Source organism: Pseudoxanthomonas sp. UC19_8, assembly GCF_042700505.1.
Lineage (GTDB): Bacteria > Pseudomonadota > Gammaproteobacteria > Xanthomonadales > Xanthomonadaceae > Pseudoxanthomonas_A > Pseudoxanthomonas_A winnipegensis.
Window position 1 is genome coordinate 2217790 of the sequence record NZ_CP170559.1, and the last position, 16505, is coordinate 2234294.

A 16505-nucleotide genomic window follows, 5' to 3' on the forward strand; every position below is an offset into this window, starting at 1 on the left:
AAAGCGGGAATCCATGGACGTTCGCGCAAGGAATCAAAGTCGCGGTGTTCCCGCTTTCGCGGGAACGAAGGACGCTCACAAGGCCGCCCTCAACCCCAACCCCACACCCCCAAGCACTCAATCGTGCTCGATCCGGTCGCGCCCATTGCGCTTGGCGCGATACATCAGGCGATCGGCGCGCTGATAGAGCGCGGCCGGCGCGGCATCCCCGGGCTCCAGCACCACCAGCCCGGCGCTGAAGGTGATGGCCAGGCCGGCGATCCCGCCCCAGTCGCGGCGCGCATGGAACAGCGCGCGCAGCCGCTCGCAGGCCAGCGCGGCCTGTTCCAGCGCGGTGTCGGTGAACAGCAGGCAGAACTCCTCGCCGCCGCTGCGCGCGGCCATGTCGGCCTCGCGCTGCTGCGCGGCCAGCACCTGGCCGACCTCGCGCAGGACCGCATCGCCGACGGTATGCGAGTACTGGTCGTTGACCCGCTTGAAGTGGTCCACGTCGAGCATCGCCAGGCACAGCGGTTGGCCGCTGCGCCGGGCCCGGGCCATCTCCTGCGCCAGCCGCTCCTCGAACGCGCGACGATTGGGCAGGGCGGTCAGCACGTCCTCGCGCGCCTGACGTTCGAAGGCCTCGGCCTGCGCACGCAGCTGCTCCAGCAGGTCGGTCTTCTCCTGGTCGGCCAGGCGCAGGCGCTGCGCCTGGGCCTGCAGGTCGCGGGTGCGCGCATCGACCAGCCCGGCCAGGCGCTCGGTGCGGTGGCGATACCAGTGCACCCGATACCGGTACAGGCCGAACAGCACCAGCACCAGCAGCGCGATCGCGCCGAACTGCACGCCGTGGCGCTGCCACACGAAGGGCTCGACGGTGAAGTGCAGCACCGCCTGCCGCGCGCTCCACGCCCCGTCCGGATGCGCGGCGGACACGCGCAAGGTGTAATCGCCGGGCGGCAGGCGCGCCAGTTCGATGCTGCGCTGATGGCCGCGCCGCACCCAGTCGCCGTCCAGGCCGTCGAGCTTGGTGCGGTACTCGGTGCGCTCGGGCAGCAGATAGCTCAGGCCGACATAGCTGACCGTCAGGCGCTGGTCGCCGTTGAGGCGCAGCGGCTGCTCGGTGCGCCAGGCCAGCGGCGCGCCGTCGCGCTGCACCTCGTCGATCACCACCGGCGGCGCGGGCCGGTCGCGGAACCACTGCATGCGCGCCGGATCGACGATGGTCACCCCGCCGGCCGTGGCGATCCACACCGTGCCGTCGCCGCGCACCACGGCGGTCGGCCCCGAGCTGCCGTTGGCCTGCGAATTGGCCATGCCGTCCATCTCGTTGAAGCTGGTCAGCACCACGCGTGGCTGCAGGCCGTCGGCGACGCGGTCCAGGCTGGCCAGGTCGGTGTACAGCACGCCGCGGTTGCTGGTGATCCACAGGTGGCCGGCCTGGTCGGGCCGCAGCTCGAACACCGTGTCCACCGGCATGCCCTGCTCGCGGCCCACGCGCGCCAGCTTGCCGCCGCGCACGCGGTACAGGCCGCGATCGGTGGTGATCCACACCGCATCGCCCAGGCGGATGAAGCCGAACACCGTGCGCGCCCCGCCCAGGCCTTCCAGCGGCAGGGGCTGCACCTGGGTGCCGCGCAGCACCAGCGCGCCTTCCAGGGTGCCGATCCAGACCGCGCCGGGCTCGCTGTAGACCGAGGTGATCAGGCCGCTGGGCAGGCCGGGCACCTGCGGCCGCACCGCGCGTGCGCCGTCGATATAGGCAAGGCCGCGCTGGGTGGCCAGCCACACCACATCGTCCGGGCCGACGCTGATCGCGCGCACGGTGCCCTGCGGCACGCCTTGCTCGGTCCCGTAGCGGGTGACCGCGCCCTGGAGCGGCACGCGGTACACGCCGTCGCTGGCCGTGCCCACCCACAGCGTGCCGTCGCGCTGGCGCGCCAGGCTCAGCACCGAGGGCGGCTTGCCGGTCTGCGTGGGCAGGGCCACGGGCGTGACGTGGCGGTCGGCGCTGATCCGCTGCAGGCCCAGCGGATGGCCTACCCACATCGCGCCATCGGGCGCCTCCAGCAGCGCGCGCACGTAGTCCGAGTCCAGGCCGTGGCGCTTGGTGATGTTGGAGAACAGCGTCTCGTGCAGGCGGAACAGGCCGCCGTTGGCACCGATCCACAGGCTGCCCTCGGCGTCTTCCTTCAGCGCGGTGATCCGGCCGCCCGGCAGCGGCCAGGCCGAGGTCAGCGTCTCCACGCCGTTGCGCCCGATGCGCAGCACCTCGCCGCCTTCGGTGCCGATCCACAGCTCGCCGCGCCGGTCCTGCAGCATCGAACTGGGGCGCCCGACCTTGGGCAGCACATGGCGCAGCACCAGGCCCTGGCCCTCCATGCGGTACAGATGGTCCTGCGCCACCACCCACAGCGCGCCGTCCGGCGCCAGGGTAGGGCCAGGCCGCGCCGGGCGGCAGGCCGGCCTCCTGGGAGACGTTGTGCAGGGTGCCGTCGTCATCGCGCCGCAGCAGGCCCTCGGTGCTGCCGACCAGGACGCGATCCTGCGCATCGACGGCCAGGTGCGCATAGGCGGTGCGCAGCGGCGAATCCGGCCCCGGCGTCTCGTAGCGGTAGCGGCCGTCCGGCTCCAGGCAGGCAAGGCCCCGGCCCTCGAACAGCATCCACAGCCGGCCGTGGCGGTCCATGGTCATGGCCGGCAGCAGCACGGCCGGCGCATCGGCCGGCCGTGGCCAGATCTTGAACGTGCCATCGGTGCCGTAGCGGCTGATGTTGCCGCGCGAATCGCTCAGCCACAGCGCGCCGTCCGGCGAGACGTACAGCGCGCCGATGCCGTTGTCGGCCAGCGCCGGCCGGGTGCCGCGGTCGAAGGTGGTGAAGTCCAGGCCGTTGTAGCGCGTCAGCCCTTCCCAGGTGCCGAACCACAGATAGCCGTCCGGGGTCTGGGCGATGTCGCGGATCGAGTTGTGCGGCAGGCCCTCGCGCGAGGTCCACAGGTCGATGGCGTAATCGCGCAGCGGCGGCGCCGGCGACAGCGAGGCGGCGGCCAGGGCCGACGCGGCCGGCGTCAGCAACACGCACAGCCACAGCAGCGCCCACGCCCGTCGCCATGCAGCGCGATGCCGATGCGTCCGCGTCATGCCGCCCCCTGCCGCACGTGACCCCCTTCGCCCGCCTCAAAGGCCGCGCTGGCGCACGGCCTCGAACAGGGTCACCCCGGTGGCGACCGAGACGTTGAGGCTTTCGATATCGCCCGGCATCGGGATCTTGACCAGCCCGTCGCAGTGCTCGCGCGTGAGCCGGCGCATGCCATCGCCCTCGCCGCCCAGCACCAGGGCGATGTTGCCGGTGAGGTCCAGGGCGTAGAGCGAGTTGTCCGCCTCGCCGGCCAGGCCGTAGATCCACACGCCGGCCTTCTGGATCTCGCGCAGGGTGCGCGCCAGGTTGGTCACGGCGATCACCGGGATGCGGTCGGCGGCCCCGGCCGAGGTCTTGCGCACGGTGGCGTTCAGGCCCACCGACTTGTCCTTGGGGATGACCACCGCGGTGACGCCGGCGGCCGCGGCGCTGCGCAGGCAGGCGCCGAGGTTGTGCGGGTCCTGCACGCCGTCGAGCACCAGCAGCAGCGCGCGGCCCTGCGCGCCTTCGATCAGGCCGGCCAGCTCGCCCTCGTCCCAGGTGCGCGCGGCGGCGTAACGCGCGGCCACGCCCTGGTGGCGCACCTGGCCGCCGACGCCGTCCAGCGCCTGGGTGGTGACGCGACGCACGTCGATGCCCTTGCGGCGCGCGTTCTCCTCGATCTCGGTCAGGCGCGCGTTCTTGCTGCTGCCGTCGATCAGCACTTCGCGCACGTGGTCGGCATCGTTGTCGATCGCGGAGGCGACGGCGTTGACGCCGACGATCCATTGGTTCTGTTTGCTCATGAGGGAAAGTCTTGGGAAATCGGCTTTCTTGAAGGGGAAGGCGGGGCGTGGGACCTGGGCGGGCGGAAGACCGTGGCGCCACCGAGGACGGACCGTCGGCACCGCGCGATTGTTCCCGAATCCAGAAGACGATTTCGCCTCGTCAGGTGTCGCGGTCGGGATGCTGGAAGGAGACGATGCGGGAGAGGAATTCCAGCGCGGCGCTGTCCTGCTCGGTGCGGCGCGTCGGCAGCGCCGCCAGCGTGTCGGTGAACGGCAGCCGCCCCTCCACGCCGTACTGGATGTGCGGGGGAAACAGCGCCGGGGTGTCGAACGCGCCGGCCGCCAGCGCCACGCCGTCGGGCGCCTCGTAGGTCAGCGGGGTGCCGCACTGGTTGCAGAAGCCGCGCTCCACCAGATTGGAGGAGGCAAAGCGCGTGGGCTGGCCGCGCGTCCACTCCAGGGTGGCGCCGCGGGTGGACACCAGCGGCGCGTAGTACGCGCCGAAGGCCTTCTGGCACATGCGGCAGTGGCAGATCGAGGCGTCGTCCAGCGTCCCGCTGACGCGAAAGCGCACCGCCCCGCACTGACATCCGCCGCTGTACTCGCCCATCGTCCGCCGCCTCGCTCAGTACTTCTGCTTCTTGCGCTTGGCCGGGAAGGCCTGCGGCGGCTGCTCGTCCGCGGCGGCCCCGTCCTGGCGCTGCTCGACCAGCCTGAAGTCGATCTTGCGCTCCTCCATGCTGGCCTTCATGACCTGCACCTGGACCGCGTCGCCCAGGCGGAACTCCATGCCGCGGCGCTCGCCGGAGAGCGTCTTGCGGATCGGGTCGAAGTGGTAATAGTCGTGCGGCAGCTGGGTCACGTGGACCAGGCCGTTGACCTTGGACTGGTTGAGCTCGACGAACAGCCCGAAGCTGGTCACCCCGCTGATCACCCCGTCGAAGATGCCGCCGACATGCTGCTCCATCCAGGCGGCGCGGTAGCGCTCGTCGACCTCGCGCTCGGCCTCGTCGGCACGGCGCGCACGCTCGGAACACTGCAGCGACAGCGCGGCCATCTCGCGCGGGCTGTACTGGAACTTCTCCACCGGCTTGCCGCTGAGGGCGTGCTTGATCGCGCGGTGGACCAGCAGGTCCGGGTAGCGGCGGATCGGCGAGGTGAAGTGCGCATAGGCGTCCAGCGCCAGGCCGAAGTGGCCGGCGTTGTCCGGCGTGTACACCGCCAGGCTCTGGCTGCGCAGCACCACCGACTCCAGCAGGGCCACGTCCGGGCGCTGGCGGATCTTGTGCAGCAGCGCGGTGAAATCGCGCGGCTCGACCTTGCTCCACGGCGGCATGGACAGCTTGAATTCCTTGAGGAACTCCAGCAGGTCGGCGTACTTGGACTCCGGCGGGCGCTCATGCACGCGGTACGGCGCCGGCACGCCCTTGGCCAGCAGATAGCGCGCGGCCTGCACGTTGGCCGCGATCATGCATTCCTCGATCAGCTTGTGCGCGTCGTTGCGCACCTGCATGCCGGCCTGGGTGACCTCACCCTTGTTGTCCAGGACGAAGCGCACTTCGCTGGTCTCGAACTCGATCGCGCCGCGCTTCTGCCGCGCCTTGGCCAGCAGGCCGTACAGGGCGTGCAGGCGCTGCACGTGCGGCAGGATGGCCGGGCCGATCTGGGCCTGCGCCTCGGCGTCGTCCTCGCCCACCGCCTTCCACACCTGGTCGTAGGTCAGGCGCGCATGCGAGCGCATCACCGCCTCGTAGAACTTCGACTCGGTGACCTCGCCGTTCTTGTTGACCTGCATGTCGCACACGAAGCACATGCGGTCCACGTTGGGATTGAGCGAGCAGATGCCGTTGGACAGGGTCTCCGGCAGCATCGGCACCACGAAGCCGGGGAAGTACACCGAGGTCGCGCGCAGCTGCGCCTCCTCGTCCAGCGGGGTGCCCGGGCGCACGTAGTGCGACACGTCGGCGATGGCCACCACCAGCCGGTAGCCGGAGCGGTTGCTGATGCGCAGGCCCTTGCGGTTGGACTCGCAGTAGACCGCGTCGTCGAAGTCCTTGGCGTCGGCGCCGTCGATGGTCACCAGCGGCATGTCGCGCAGGTCCACGCGTCCGCCGATCATCGACGGCTCGACCTTCAGCGGCACCGCGGCGGCCTCGTCCAGCACGGCCTGCGGGAACTCGTAAGGCAGCTCGTGACCGTGGATGGCGGTCTCCACCACCAGCGAGGGGGTGAGCTTGTCGCCGAGCACGGCGATGATCTTGCCGATCGGCTCGCGGCGCCCGTCCGGCGCATGGGTCAGCTCGCACACGACCAGCTGGCCGTCGCGCGCTTCGCCGCGCGCGTCGGGCGGGATCATCACGTTGCGCTGCATGCGCTTGTCGTCGGGCACCACGAAGCTCACGCCCGCCTCGATCGCGAAGCGGCCGATCAGCCGGTGCACGCGGCGCTCGAGCACTTCCACGATCGCGCCCTCGCGGCGGCCGCGCCGGTCCATGCCGGTGACGCTGGCCAGCACGCGGTCGCCGTGCATGACCTTGCGCATCTCGAACGGCGGCAGGAACAGGTCGTCGCCGCCCGCCTCGGGCCGCAGGAAGCCGAAGCCTTCCGGGTTGGCGATCACCACGCCCGGCACCAGATCCATCTGCTCGGCCGGCGCGTAACCGCCGCGGCGGTTGAGCAGCAGCTGGCCGTCGCGGACCATCGCATTGAGGCGCTTGCTCAATGCCTCGAAGCGGTCCGGCGCGGTCAGGTCGAGCTTGGCCGCCACTTCCTCGGCGGTGAGCGGGCCTTCGCTGGCGGCCAGCGTGCCCAGGATCACTTCGCGGCTGGCGATGGGCTGGGCGTAGCGCTCGGCCTCGCGGGCGGCATGGGGGTCGACGAAGCCGGCGTGGCCCGCGCCCTGCGCGGGCACCACCACGCGTGGACCGCGCGGGCGGCGTTCGAACGGACGCGGCCCCGCATCGCGCGGCCGGTCATCGCCGCCGCGGCGCCCGCCGGGCGCACTCTTGCCGGGGCGCGCCGGGGCGGGCGCGTCGGGCAGTTGCGGCATCCAGGGGGGAGCGACTTGCCGGCGGGCTTCTTTCCGCCGCCGGCGGCATTACGTGATTTGGAAGGCGAAGCCTTGCCCGATGGGGGGTTGCGTCCGCCCGATCCAGTTTTTTTGGTCATGCGCGCATGGTACACCCCAAGGCCCGCGCTTCCGGCCTGGCACGTCCGCCGCGTTGACAATCCTCGCCGTTCACCGCACCATACGCGCCCCGTTGCCCAGGTGGCGGAATTGGTAGACGCACTAGTTTCAGGTACTAGCGGGTAAAACCGTGGAGGTTCGAGTCCTCTCCTGGGCACCAACGGATCGGCAGGCCACTGCCAAACATCAAACCCCGCCAGCGCGGGGTTTTTTGTTGTTCTTTCCTTGGCGAGAGAGTCGTGGCGCGCGGGCTTTCTTGGCTTCGGAAGGGCAGCGGTCCGGCGGGCGGGGGCCGCTTTTCCCTCAATCAGGGCATCCTGCCCTGATTCGGGCGCTCGGCGTCCTGCCTCGCTAGGCGCGGCCCCCGCCTGCCGGACCGCTGCCTCGTGCGTCAGGTCGCAGGGCTTTAGGTTTGTGCGGTCGTCGAGCCCCTCGCCTTTGCGCAGAGCGCGATCAGTGACGGGATGGCTTCGACTTGAGGCCCCCTCCCTTGCGCGCAGCGCAGGGGAGGGATGGGGAGGGGTCGGAGCTTTACCGGGCAAGCCACAGAAGCAAGAGCAAGAGCAACAGCACCCCACCCCGGCCCTCCCCTTCGCCTTCGGCGAAAGGGAGGGGGCAGAGCGCTTGCTCAATGCCTCCGGTCGAGCGGAGTCCTGATCTCTGCGCTGTAGAGCCTCGACCAGGCCGGGCCGAGGTTGGTAAACGAAGCGAGCTCACCGGCCGCAAGCGCATCAACAGGTCCGCGTCGCCGCACTCCGGCGAAGCGACTTTCCGATCTTCCTGCCCGCGCGCGCGATGCGATGCGCAAAACCTGTTGACGTGCGCCCCGCCCTGACCGCAGAATGCGCGCCCCGTTGCCCAGGTGGCGGAATTGGTAGACGCACTAGTTTCAGGTACTAGCGGGTAAAACCGTGGAGGTTCGAGTCCTCTCCTGGGCACCAACGGATCGGCAGGCCACTGCCTCACATCAAACCCCGCCAGCGCGGGGTTTTTTGTTGCCACCGCGGCGCGCCGCTTCAGGCCCAGGCGCCTACACCGTGCGCGTGGAGGCCCGGGCTTAAGCTGGCGCGCGCCCTTCCCGGAGCCATCGCGTGTCACTGGAACCTCAGCAGCTGCTCTTCCTGGTCATCCTGGCGGTGACGCTGGCGCTGTTCGTCAGCGAGAAGCTGCGCGTGGATCTGGTGGCGATGCTGGCGATGCTGGCCCTGACGCTGACCGGCATCCTCAACCCGCGCGAGGCGCTGTCGGGCTTCTCCAGCGAGCCGGCGATCATCGTGGCCGCGGTGTTCGTGCTCTCGGCGGGCCTGGCCGCCACCGGCATCACCGACCGCATCGGCCAGGCCATCGGCCGGGCCGCCGGTGGCAGCGAGTGGCGCACCATCGCGGTGGTGATGCCGGCCACCGCGGCGCTGGCCGCGTTCTCGCACCATCTGATGGTCACCGCGATGATGCTGCCGATCCTGATGCGGCTGGCGCGCGAGCAGAAGCTGGCGGCCTCGCGCCTGCTGATGCCGATGTCGCTGGCCGCCTCGCTGGGCACCACGCTGACCCTGATCAGCGCGCCGGCCTTCCTGCTGGCCAACGATCTGCTCAAGCGCTCGGGCCAGGACGGGCTGGGGTTCTTCGCCATCACCCCGATCGGCGCGGTGCTGGTGCTGCTGGGCACCGTCTACATGCTGCTGGGCCGCTGGCTGGTGCCCAAGCGCAGCGGCGAGTCCAGCAACGACAGCTACATGCGCCTGGAGCGCTACTACACCGAGCTGGTGGTGGACGAGAACTCGCCGTGGATCGGCCAGACCTACGAGTCCTTCCGCACGCACTTCGGCGAGCGCCTGCAGGTGGTGAACTGGCTGCGCCACGGCGTGCGCCGGCCCCGTCAGCGCGCCGACAGCCCGCTGCAGCGCGGCGACGTGCTGCTGGTGCGCGCCTCGCCCGACGAGATCGCCTCGATCAAGGACGAGCCCGGGCTGTCGCTGCACGCGGTGGTCAAGTACGGCGAGCAGCCGCGCGAGGATGCGCGCAAGACCGAGCTGCTGGGCGAGGAACAGCTCGTGCAGGCGGTGGTGGCGCCGCATTCGGAGTTCGTCGGCCGCAGCGTGGCCAGCATCGACTTTCTGCATACCCTGGGCGTGGTGGTGGTCGGCCTGTGGCGCAAGGAGGGCTGGCTGCACGGCGAGCTGTCCGAGGTGGTGCTCGAGGAAGGCGACCTGCTGGTGCTGTGGGGCCGGCAGAACATCTTCGGCAAGCTGGCCCAGCACCATGGCTTCCTGATGCTGATGCCGTTCGAGGCGCATCAGCGCAGCCGCCGGCGCGCGCCGCTGGCCCTGGCGATCATGGTGGCCTCGGTGGCCGCCGCGGCCACCGGCTGGCTCACCCCGCAGATCGCCTTCCTGGCCGGCGCGGTGGCCATGATCATCACCCGCTGCGTGGGCGTGGAACGCGCCTACGAGGAAATCGACGTGCGCATCTACGTGATGATCGCCGGCGTGATTCCGCTGGGCATGGCGATGGAGAAGACCGGCACGGCCGCCTGGTTCGCCGACATCCTCGGCCGCCATGCCGCGCACTGGAGCGCGCTGACCCTGCTGCTGGTGATGTTCGCCAGTGCCGCGCTGCTGACCCAGATCCTCTCCGATGCGGCCACCACCGTGCTGCTCACGCCCATCGCCCTGGCCATGGCCCAGGCGCTGGGCGAGCCGCCGACCCCGTTCGTGATCTGCATCGCCATGGGCGCGGTGGCCTCGTTCCTGACCCCGATCGGCCACCACGGCAACCTGCTGATCCTCAACCCGGGCCAGTACACCTTCGGCGACTTCCTGCGCGTGGGCGCGCCCCTGACCGCGCTGATCGCCCTGGCCACGGCGTGGATGGCGCGCTGGATGTGGCTGGGCGGGCCGCTGCTGCCGTTCGGCTGGGGCGGCTGACGCTCGGCCCGTCGTGTCGCGGGCACTGCGACGGGCGGGGGGCTAAAATCGGCGGGTTCACCTCAACCGCAGTGCCGCATGACCGACGACGCCATCCGCCCCACCTTCCACGGATTCGAACAGATCCCGCTGCGCGAGTACGCCGAACGCGCCTACCTGGACTACTCGATGTACGTGGTCCTGGACCGTGCCCTGCCCTTCATCGGCGACGGGCTCAAGCCGGTCCAGCGCCGCATCATCTATTCGATGAGCGAGCTCGGCCTGGGCGCCGCCGCCAAGCCGAAGAAGTCGGCGCGCACCGTCGGCGATGTCATCGGCAAATACCACCCGCACGGCGACTCGGCCTGCTACGAGGCGCTGGTGCTGATGGCCCAGCCGTTCTCCTACCGCTACCCGCTGATCGACGGCCAGGGCAACTTCGGCTCGTCCGACGATCCCAAGTCGTTCGCGGCCATGCGCTACACCGAGTCCAAACTCACCCCGATCGCCGAAGTGCTGCTGGGCGAGCTGGGCCAGGGCACCACCGACTGGTCGACCAACTTCGACGGCACCCTGGAGGAGCCGACCTGGCTGCCGGCGCGCCTGCCGCACCTGCTGCTCAACGGCACCACCGGCATCGCAGTGGGCATGGCCACCGACGTGCCGCCGCACAATCTGGGCGAGATCGTCAGCGCGCTGATCCGCCTGATCGACGACCCGGACGCGACCGTGGCCGACCTGTGCGAGCACGTGCGCGGCCCGGACTACCCGACCACCGCCGAGATCATCACCGCGCCGGCCGACCTGCGCGCCATGTACGAGACCGGCAACGGCAGCGTGCGCGCCCGGGCGACCTTCACCCGCGAGCACGCCAACATCGTGGTGACCGCCCTGCCCTACCAGGTCTCCCCGTCCAAGGTGATCGAGCAGATCGCCGCGCAGATGCGCGCCAAGAAGCTGCCCTGGCTGGAGGACATCCGCGACGAGTCCGACCACGAGAACCCGGTGCGCGTGGTGCTGATCCCGCGCTCCAACCGCGTCGATGCCGACCAGCTGATGGGCCATCTGTTCGCCACCACCGACCTGGAGAAGAGCTACCGGGTCAACCTCAACATCATCGGCCTGGACGGTCGCCCGCAGGTCAAGAACCTCAAGTCGCTGCTGAGCGAATGGCTGGGCTTCCGCTACGACACGGTCACCCGTCGCCTCAAGCACCGCCTGGAGAAGGTCGAGCGCCGCCTGCACCTGTTGGAAGGCCTGCTGACCGCCTTCCTCAACCTGGATGAGGTCATCCGCATCATCCGCAGCGAGGACGAGCCCAAGCCGGCGCTGATCCAGCGCTTCGCGCTGTCCGAGGACCAGGCCGACTACATCCTGGAAACCCGCCTGCGCCAGCTGGCCCGCCTGGAGGAGATGAAGATCCGCGGCGAGCAGGACGAGCTGACCAAGGAGCGCGAGAAGCTGCTGGCCACGCTGGATTCCAAGACCAAGCTCAGGAAGCTGGTCAAGGACGAGCTGCTGGCCGATGCCAAGAAGTTCGGCGACGAGCGCCGCTCGCCGCTGATCGCCCGCCAGGCCGCGCAGGCGCTGGACGAGACCGAGCTGGTCGCCAGCGAGGCGATGACGGTGGTGGTCTCGGAGAAGGGCTGGGTGCGCGCGGCCAAGGGCGGCGACATCGACACCGCCAAGCTGTCCTATCGCGATGGCGATGGCCTGCTGGCGGCGGTGCGCGCGCGCAGCAACCATCAGGTGGCGTTCCTGGATTCGACCGGGCGCGCGTATTCGACCGCGGTGCACACCCTGCCCTCGGCGCGCGGCAACGGCGAACCGCTGACCGGGCGCTTCTCGCCGGCGGCCGGCGCCTCGTTCCAGGCGCTGGCCTCGGGCGAGAACGACACCCGCTTCGTGCTGGCCTCCTCGCACGGCTACGGCTTCGTCACCCGCTTCGAGAACCTCACCAGCCGCAACAAGGCCGGCAAGGCGATGTTCAACCTCACGCCCAACGCCAAGGTGCTGCAGCCGGCGCTGGTGGCCAACCCGGCCACCGACCGCATCGTGGCGGTGACCAGCGCCGGCAACCTGCTGGCGATCGCCGCCAGCGACCTGCCCGAGCTGGACAAGGGCAAGGGCAACAAGCTGATCGACATCCCCAAGGCCAAGCTGGCCACCGAGCGCGTGGTCGCCATCGCCGCCATCGGCCCCGGCGGCACGCTGGCCGTGCACAGCGGCGCGCGCACCATGACCCTGTCGTTCAAGGACCTGGATCTGTATACCGGGACGCGTGCTACACGGGGGATGTTGCTGCCGCGCGGTTGGCAGAAGGTGGACGGCCTGGATGTCCAGTAGTTCACCTTCCCGGCGCGCAGCGGCGCGTTTGTCGTCGACGCGACCCGTGCCATGACGCCAGACGTCGCCGTCCTGATGGCCGCGTACAACCGCTGGATGAACCGGCGGATGTACGAGGCCGCGGCGCAGCTGCCGGAGGCGGCGCTGCGCCAGGATCGCGGCGCCTTCTTCGGCTCCATCCAGGCCACGCTCAACCACATCGCCGTGGGCGACACGATCTGGCTGCACCGCTTCGCGCAGCCGGAGGCGGCCTCGGCGCTGCGCGAAGCGCTGCGGCCCTTTCCCCTGCCGACCTCACTTCGGCAGGAGCTGGCGGGTTCCTTCGCCGAGCTGCAGCGCTACCGGGCCGCGCTGGATGCGGTCATCGCGCAGTGGGCCGGCACGCTCACCGAGGCGCGGCTGGAGGGCGAGTTGGTCTATCGCAATACGGCCGGCAAGACGTTCACGCGTCCCTGGCGGCAGCTGGTCCTGCATTTCTTCAACCATCAGACGCATCATCGCGGCCAGGCCAGCACGCTGCTGTTCCAGGCGGGCATCGATGTGGGCGCGACCGACCTGATCGCGCTGCCGACCGAGGAGCTTTGAATGCAACCGGACTTCTGGCTTCAGAAATGGCAGGACAACCAGATCCCCTTCCACCAGCACAAGGTGATGCCGCTGCTGGAAAAGCACTGGCCGGCACTGCAGCTGCCTGCCGGCAGCCAGGTGTTCGTGCCGCTGTGCGGCAAGTCGCTGGACCTGGCCTGGCTGGCCGCGCAGGGCCACCGTGTGCTGGGTCTGGAGCTGTCGCCGCTGGCGGTCGCGCAGTTCTTCGCCGAGCACGGGCTGACGCCGCAGACCCGCGTCACCCGCTACGGCACCCATTACACGGCCGGCGCCATCGAGCTGATCTGCGGTGACGTGTTCGATGTCGATGCCGGACTGCTGGCCGACTGCGCCGGCGTCTACGACCGCGCCGCGCTGATCGCCCTGCCCGAACCGCTGCGGGCCCGCTACGTGGACGAGGTCTACGGACGCCTGCCGGCGCACTGCCGGGCGCTGCTGATCACGCTGGAATACGCCCAGCACGAGCGCGCCGGCCCGCCGTTCTCGGTCGATGCGGACGAGGTCCAGGCCCGCTATGCCGCGCACTGGACCATCGCGCCGCTGGAACGGCGCGAGATCCTGGCCGATGAGCCGCGCTTCGCCGCCGACGGCATGACCGCGCTGCACACCACGGTCTATCGGCTGCAGCGGCGCTGATTCGCCGGCCGCGCGCGCCATGCGGCGCGCGCGGTCAAACCGCTTGGGGCCTTCAGCCCAGCAGCATCTCCAGCACGGCCATGCGGATGGCCACGCCGTTGCCGACCTGGCGCAGGACCAGCGACTGCGGGCCGTCGGCCACCTCGTCGGTGATCTCCACGCCGCGGTTGATCGGGCCCGGATGCAGCACCACCGCCTCGGGCGCGGCGCGCTTCAGGCGCGCGGCGGTCAGGCCGTAGTCGCGGTGGTAATCCTCCAGCGAGGTCACCAGGCCTTCCTCCATGCGCTCGCGCTGCAGGCGCAGCATCATCAGCACGTCGGCGCCCTCCAGGGCGGCATCGAAATCGCCGGTGGTGCGGCAGCCGTCGCACACCTCGCCGCCGGGCAGCAGCGTGTCCGGCGCGCACAGGGTGATGTCGGTGGCACCGAGCGTGCGCAGCGCATGCAGGTCCGAGCGCGCCACGCGCGAATGCTTGATGTCGCCGACCATCACGATCTTGAGTTTGGAGAAATCCGGGCCCTTGGCCTGGCGGATGGTCAGCACGTCCAGCAGGCCCTGGGTGGGATGCGCGGCGCGGCCGTCGCCGGCGTTGATCACCGTGGTGCCCTCGTGCGCGTGCGCGGCCAGCATCTGCGCGGCGCCGTCGTCGGGATGGCGCACCACGAAGCCGCGCACGCCCATCGCTTCCAGGTTGCGCAAGGTGTCCAGCGCAGTCTCACCCTTGCGCGCCGAGGAGGTCGAGGCGTCGAAGTTCACCACGTCCGCGCCCAGGCGCTGGGCGGCGATCTGGAACGAGCTGCGCGTGCGCGTGGAGGGCTCGAAGAACAGCGTGCACACCGTGCGCCCGACCAGCGTGTCGCGCTTGTGCGTGCGGCCCAGCGCGGTGTCGCGGATCATGCCGGCGCGGTCGAGGATGCGGCACAGCGTGTCCTTCGGCAGGCCCTCCAGGGTCAGCAGGTGCAGCAGGCGTCCGTTGGAATCCAGTTGGCTCATGGTGTGCTCGTGGTGAGGCGAAGGAGCCGCGCGCGCGGCGCGCGGCGGGAAGGAATCGGGCGTTCGGCACCGCGCCTGCCCGCGCGCGGTCGCTCATGGCACATGCGTGGCGTCCTGCGGGGCGGCCAGCCAGCGCTCGACGATGACCGCCGCGGCCACCGCGTCCAGCGCCGCGGCGTCGCGCTTGCGCTTGCGCCCCTGCGCGCGGTCGACCGCGAAGCGCTGCGCGGCCTCGACCGAACTGGAGCGCTCGTCCACCAGTACCACCGGCAGTTGGTAGCGCTGGCGCAGCTCGCGGGCGAAGGCCTGGGCGCGCTTGCGGATCGGCTGGTCGCCGCCGTCCAGGGTCATCGGGTCGCCGACCACGAAGCCGTCGGGGCGCCATTCGCCGCGCAGCTTGTCGATGGCGGCCCAGTCCGGCCCGCCCGGATGCACATCGACCACGGCCAGCGCGCGCGCGCCGGTGCCGAAGGCGCTGGCCACGGCCACGCCGATGCGGCGCGCGCCCACGTCGAAGCCCAGGACGGTGCCGTCCAGCTTCATCGGCGCTCCGGGATCGGAAAGTGCGGCGCCGCCGGTCTCGGACGGCGCCCTGCGGCACGGTGTCCGGCCGCCGTCTTCATGCGTGTCCGCTGTAATCCGTCATGCGGGTCATGTCCACGCCGATGCGGCCGCCGGCGGCCTGCCAGCGCTGATCCAGCGGCAGGTCGAACAGCAGCTCGCCATCGGCCGGTGCGGTCAGCCAGCTGTTCTCCCCCAGCTCGAACTCCAGCTGCCCGGCGCCCCAGCCGGCGCAGCCCAGCGCGACCACGGCATGGGCCGGGCCGTCGCCGCGGGCCATGGCCTCCAGGATGTCGCGCGAGGTGGTCAGGTACAGGCCGGCGCCGATCTGCATGGTCGAATCCCAGTCCTCACCGCCGTCGTGCAGGACGAAGCCGCGCTCGGGATGCACCGGGCCGCCGTACAGCACCACGCGGTTGCGCAGCGCCTCGTCGCTGGTGTGCAGGTTCATCTGCTGCAGGACCTCGCCCAGGGTGTATTCCGAGGCGCGGTTGACGACCACGCCCATGGCGCCCTCGTCGTCGTGCTGGCAGATCAGCGCCACGCTGCGCGCGAAATGCGGATCGTCCAGCGCCGGGAGCGCGATCAGCAGCTGATTGGCCAGGGTGTCGGTCTGCAGGGGCATGCGGCCATTCTAGGGCATCGCCTGTCGGGCGCACGCCGCCGCGGCGCGGGCCGGTCACTTGCGTGCCTGCATGGCCCTGCCACACTCGGCCTCCAACCTTATGACGGAGCGCAGGCGGCAATGGGCACGATCGCGGTGGTGATGGTCGATGGCGTGGCGGACTGGGAGATCGGCGTGGTGCTGCCGGCGGCGCGGGCGTGGTTCGGCGATACCGTGCTCAGCGCCAGCATCGACGGCAAGCCGGTGACCAGCATCGGCGGCCTGCAGATCGTCCCGCAATTCGCCCTGTCCGACCTGGCGCCGCTGGAGGCCGACCTGTGGATCCTGCCCGGTTCGGACCAGTGGCAGGCGGGCGAGATCCCCGGCCTGAGCGGCCTGCTGCGCGAGCGCGTGGCCGCCCAGCGCCCGGTCGCGGCGATCTGCGGAGCCACCCTGGCCCTGGCCTACGCCGGGCTGCTGGACGCGCGGCCACATACCAGCAATGCGCTGGCCTTCCTGACCGAGCGCCTGGGCCCGGTCTATGCCGGGCAGGCCCATTACCGCCCGGAGAAGGTGGTCAGCGCCGACGGCGTGGTCACCGCGCCGGGCACCAGCCCGGTCAACTTCGCCACGGCCTGCCTGCGCCTGCTGCATCCCGAGCGCGAGGACGACATCGCCGGCGTGGAGGCGATGTTCGCCGGGGAGTTCGCCAAAAAAACTGGGGACCGGATTCTAGTAGCCCACGGAGTCTAGCTACTTCTAGCTTGTGAGCTTCTGTCCAT

General features: G+C 70.6%; 10 protein-coding genes, 2 tRNA genes and 2 pseudogenes. 7 read left to right on the plus strand and 7 right to left on the minus strand.

The window, feature by feature from the left end; translation table 11 throughout:
* Positions 1-117: 117 nt before the first annotated feature.
* From ACFJIT_RS09675 to rnr, 4 genes and pseudogenes are all read right to left on the minus strand, one after another.
* A pseudogene (locus ACFJIT_RS09675) lies at positions 118-3121 on the minus strand (diguanylate cyclase).
* A gap of 36 nt (positions 3122-3157) precedes the next feature.
* Entirely contained in the window at positions 3158-3904 is a 747-nt protein-coding gene (rlmB, locus tag ACFJIT_RS09680) for a 23S rRNA (guanosine(2251)-2'-O)-methyltransferase RlmB (protein ID WP_130529409.1), read from the minus strand.
* A 142-nt stretch (positions 3905-4046) separates the two neighbouring features.
* Entirely contained in the window at positions 4047-4496 is a 450-nt protein-coding gene (locus ACFJIT_RS09685) for a GFA family protein (protein ID WP_286577235.1), read from the minus strand.
* 15 nt (positions 4497-4511) lie between these two features.
* Positions 4512-7054, minus strand: a pseudogene (rnr, locus tag ACFJIT_RS09690) (ribonuclease R).
* A 94-nt stretch (positions 7055-7148) separates the two neighbouring features.
* Here rnr and ACFJIT_RS09695 point away from each other — a divergent pair.
* The 6 genes from ACFJIT_RS09695 to ACFJIT_RS09720 all read left to right on the plus strand — a co-directional run bounded on the left by ACFJIT_RS09695 (position 7149) and on the right by ACFJIT_RS09720 (position 13564).
* Positions 7149-7233, plus strand: a tRNA-Leu gene (locus tag ACFJIT_RS09695).
* Between the two features lie 696 nt (positions 7234-7929).
* A tRNA-Leu gene (locus tag ACFJIT_RS09700) sits at positions 7930-8014 on the plus strand.
* Between the two features lie 156 nt (positions 8015-8170).
* Positions 8171-9997: an SLC13 family permease gene (locus ACFJIT_RS09705; RefSeq protein WP_379655751.1), complete on the plus strand. Its 1827-nt coding sequence runs from the start codon at positions 8171-8173 to the stop codon at positions 9995-9997.
* A gap of 78 nt (positions 9998-10075) precedes the next feature.
* Complete coding sequence (gene parC, locus ACFJIT_RS09710; RefSeq protein WP_379653510.1) at positions 10076-12322, plus strand: DNA topoisomerase IV subunit A; 2247 nt, start codon at positions 10076-10078, stop codon at positions 12320-12322.
* A gap of 51 nt (positions 12323-12373) precedes the next feature.
* The gene (locus tag ACFJIT_RS09715; protein ID WP_379653511.1) at positions 12374-12907 is read left to right on the plus strand and encodes a DinB family protein; all 534 of its coding nucleotides are present in this window, start codon (positions 12374-12376) and stop codon (positions 12905-12907) included.
* Positions 12908-13564 carry a thiopurine S-methyltransferase gene (locus tag ACFJIT_RS09720; RefSeq protein WP_130534803.1) on the plus strand — a complete coding sequence of 219 codons (657 nt, stop codon included), beginning with the start codon at positions 12908-12910 and terminating at the stop codon, positions 13562-13564.
* Between the two features lie 52 nt (positions 13565-13616).
* Here the strand turns inward: ACFJIT_RS09720 and ACFJIT_RS09725 are convergent, their stop codons facing one another.
* From ACFJIT_RS09725 to ACFJIT_RS09735, 3 genes are all read right to left on the minus strand, one after another.
* Complete coding sequence (locus ACFJIT_RS09725; RefSeq protein ID WP_130519186.1) at positions 13617-14558, minus strand: aspartate carbamoyltransferase catalytic subunit; 942 nt, start codon at positions 14556-14558, stop codon at positions 13617-13619.
* 93 nt (positions 14559-14651) lie between these two features.
* Positions 14652-15101, minus strand: coding sequence for a Holliday junction resolvase RuvX (gene ruvX / locus ACFJIT_RS09730; RefSeq protein ID WP_130519188.1), 450 nt, complete (start codon positions 15099-15101; stop codon positions 14652-14654).
* 76 nt (positions 15102-15177) lie between these two features.
* Positions 15178-15744 carry a YqgE/AlgH family protein gene (locus tag ACFJIT_RS09735; protein ID WP_130529401.1) on the minus strand — a complete coding sequence of 189 codons (567 nt, stop codon included), beginning with the start codon at positions 15742-15744 and terminating at the stop codon, positions 15178-15180.
* Positions 15745-15864: 120 nt separating this feature from the next.
* Between ACFJIT_RS09735 and ACFJIT_RS09740 the strand changes: the two genes are divergently transcribed.
* Positions 15865-16476, plus strand: coding sequence for a type 1 glutamine amidotransferase family protein (locus ACFJIT_RS09740; protein ID WP_379653512.1), 612 nt, complete (start codon positions 15865-15867; stop codon positions 16474-16476).
* The last annotated feature ends 29 nt before the right edge of the window (positions 16477-16505 follow it).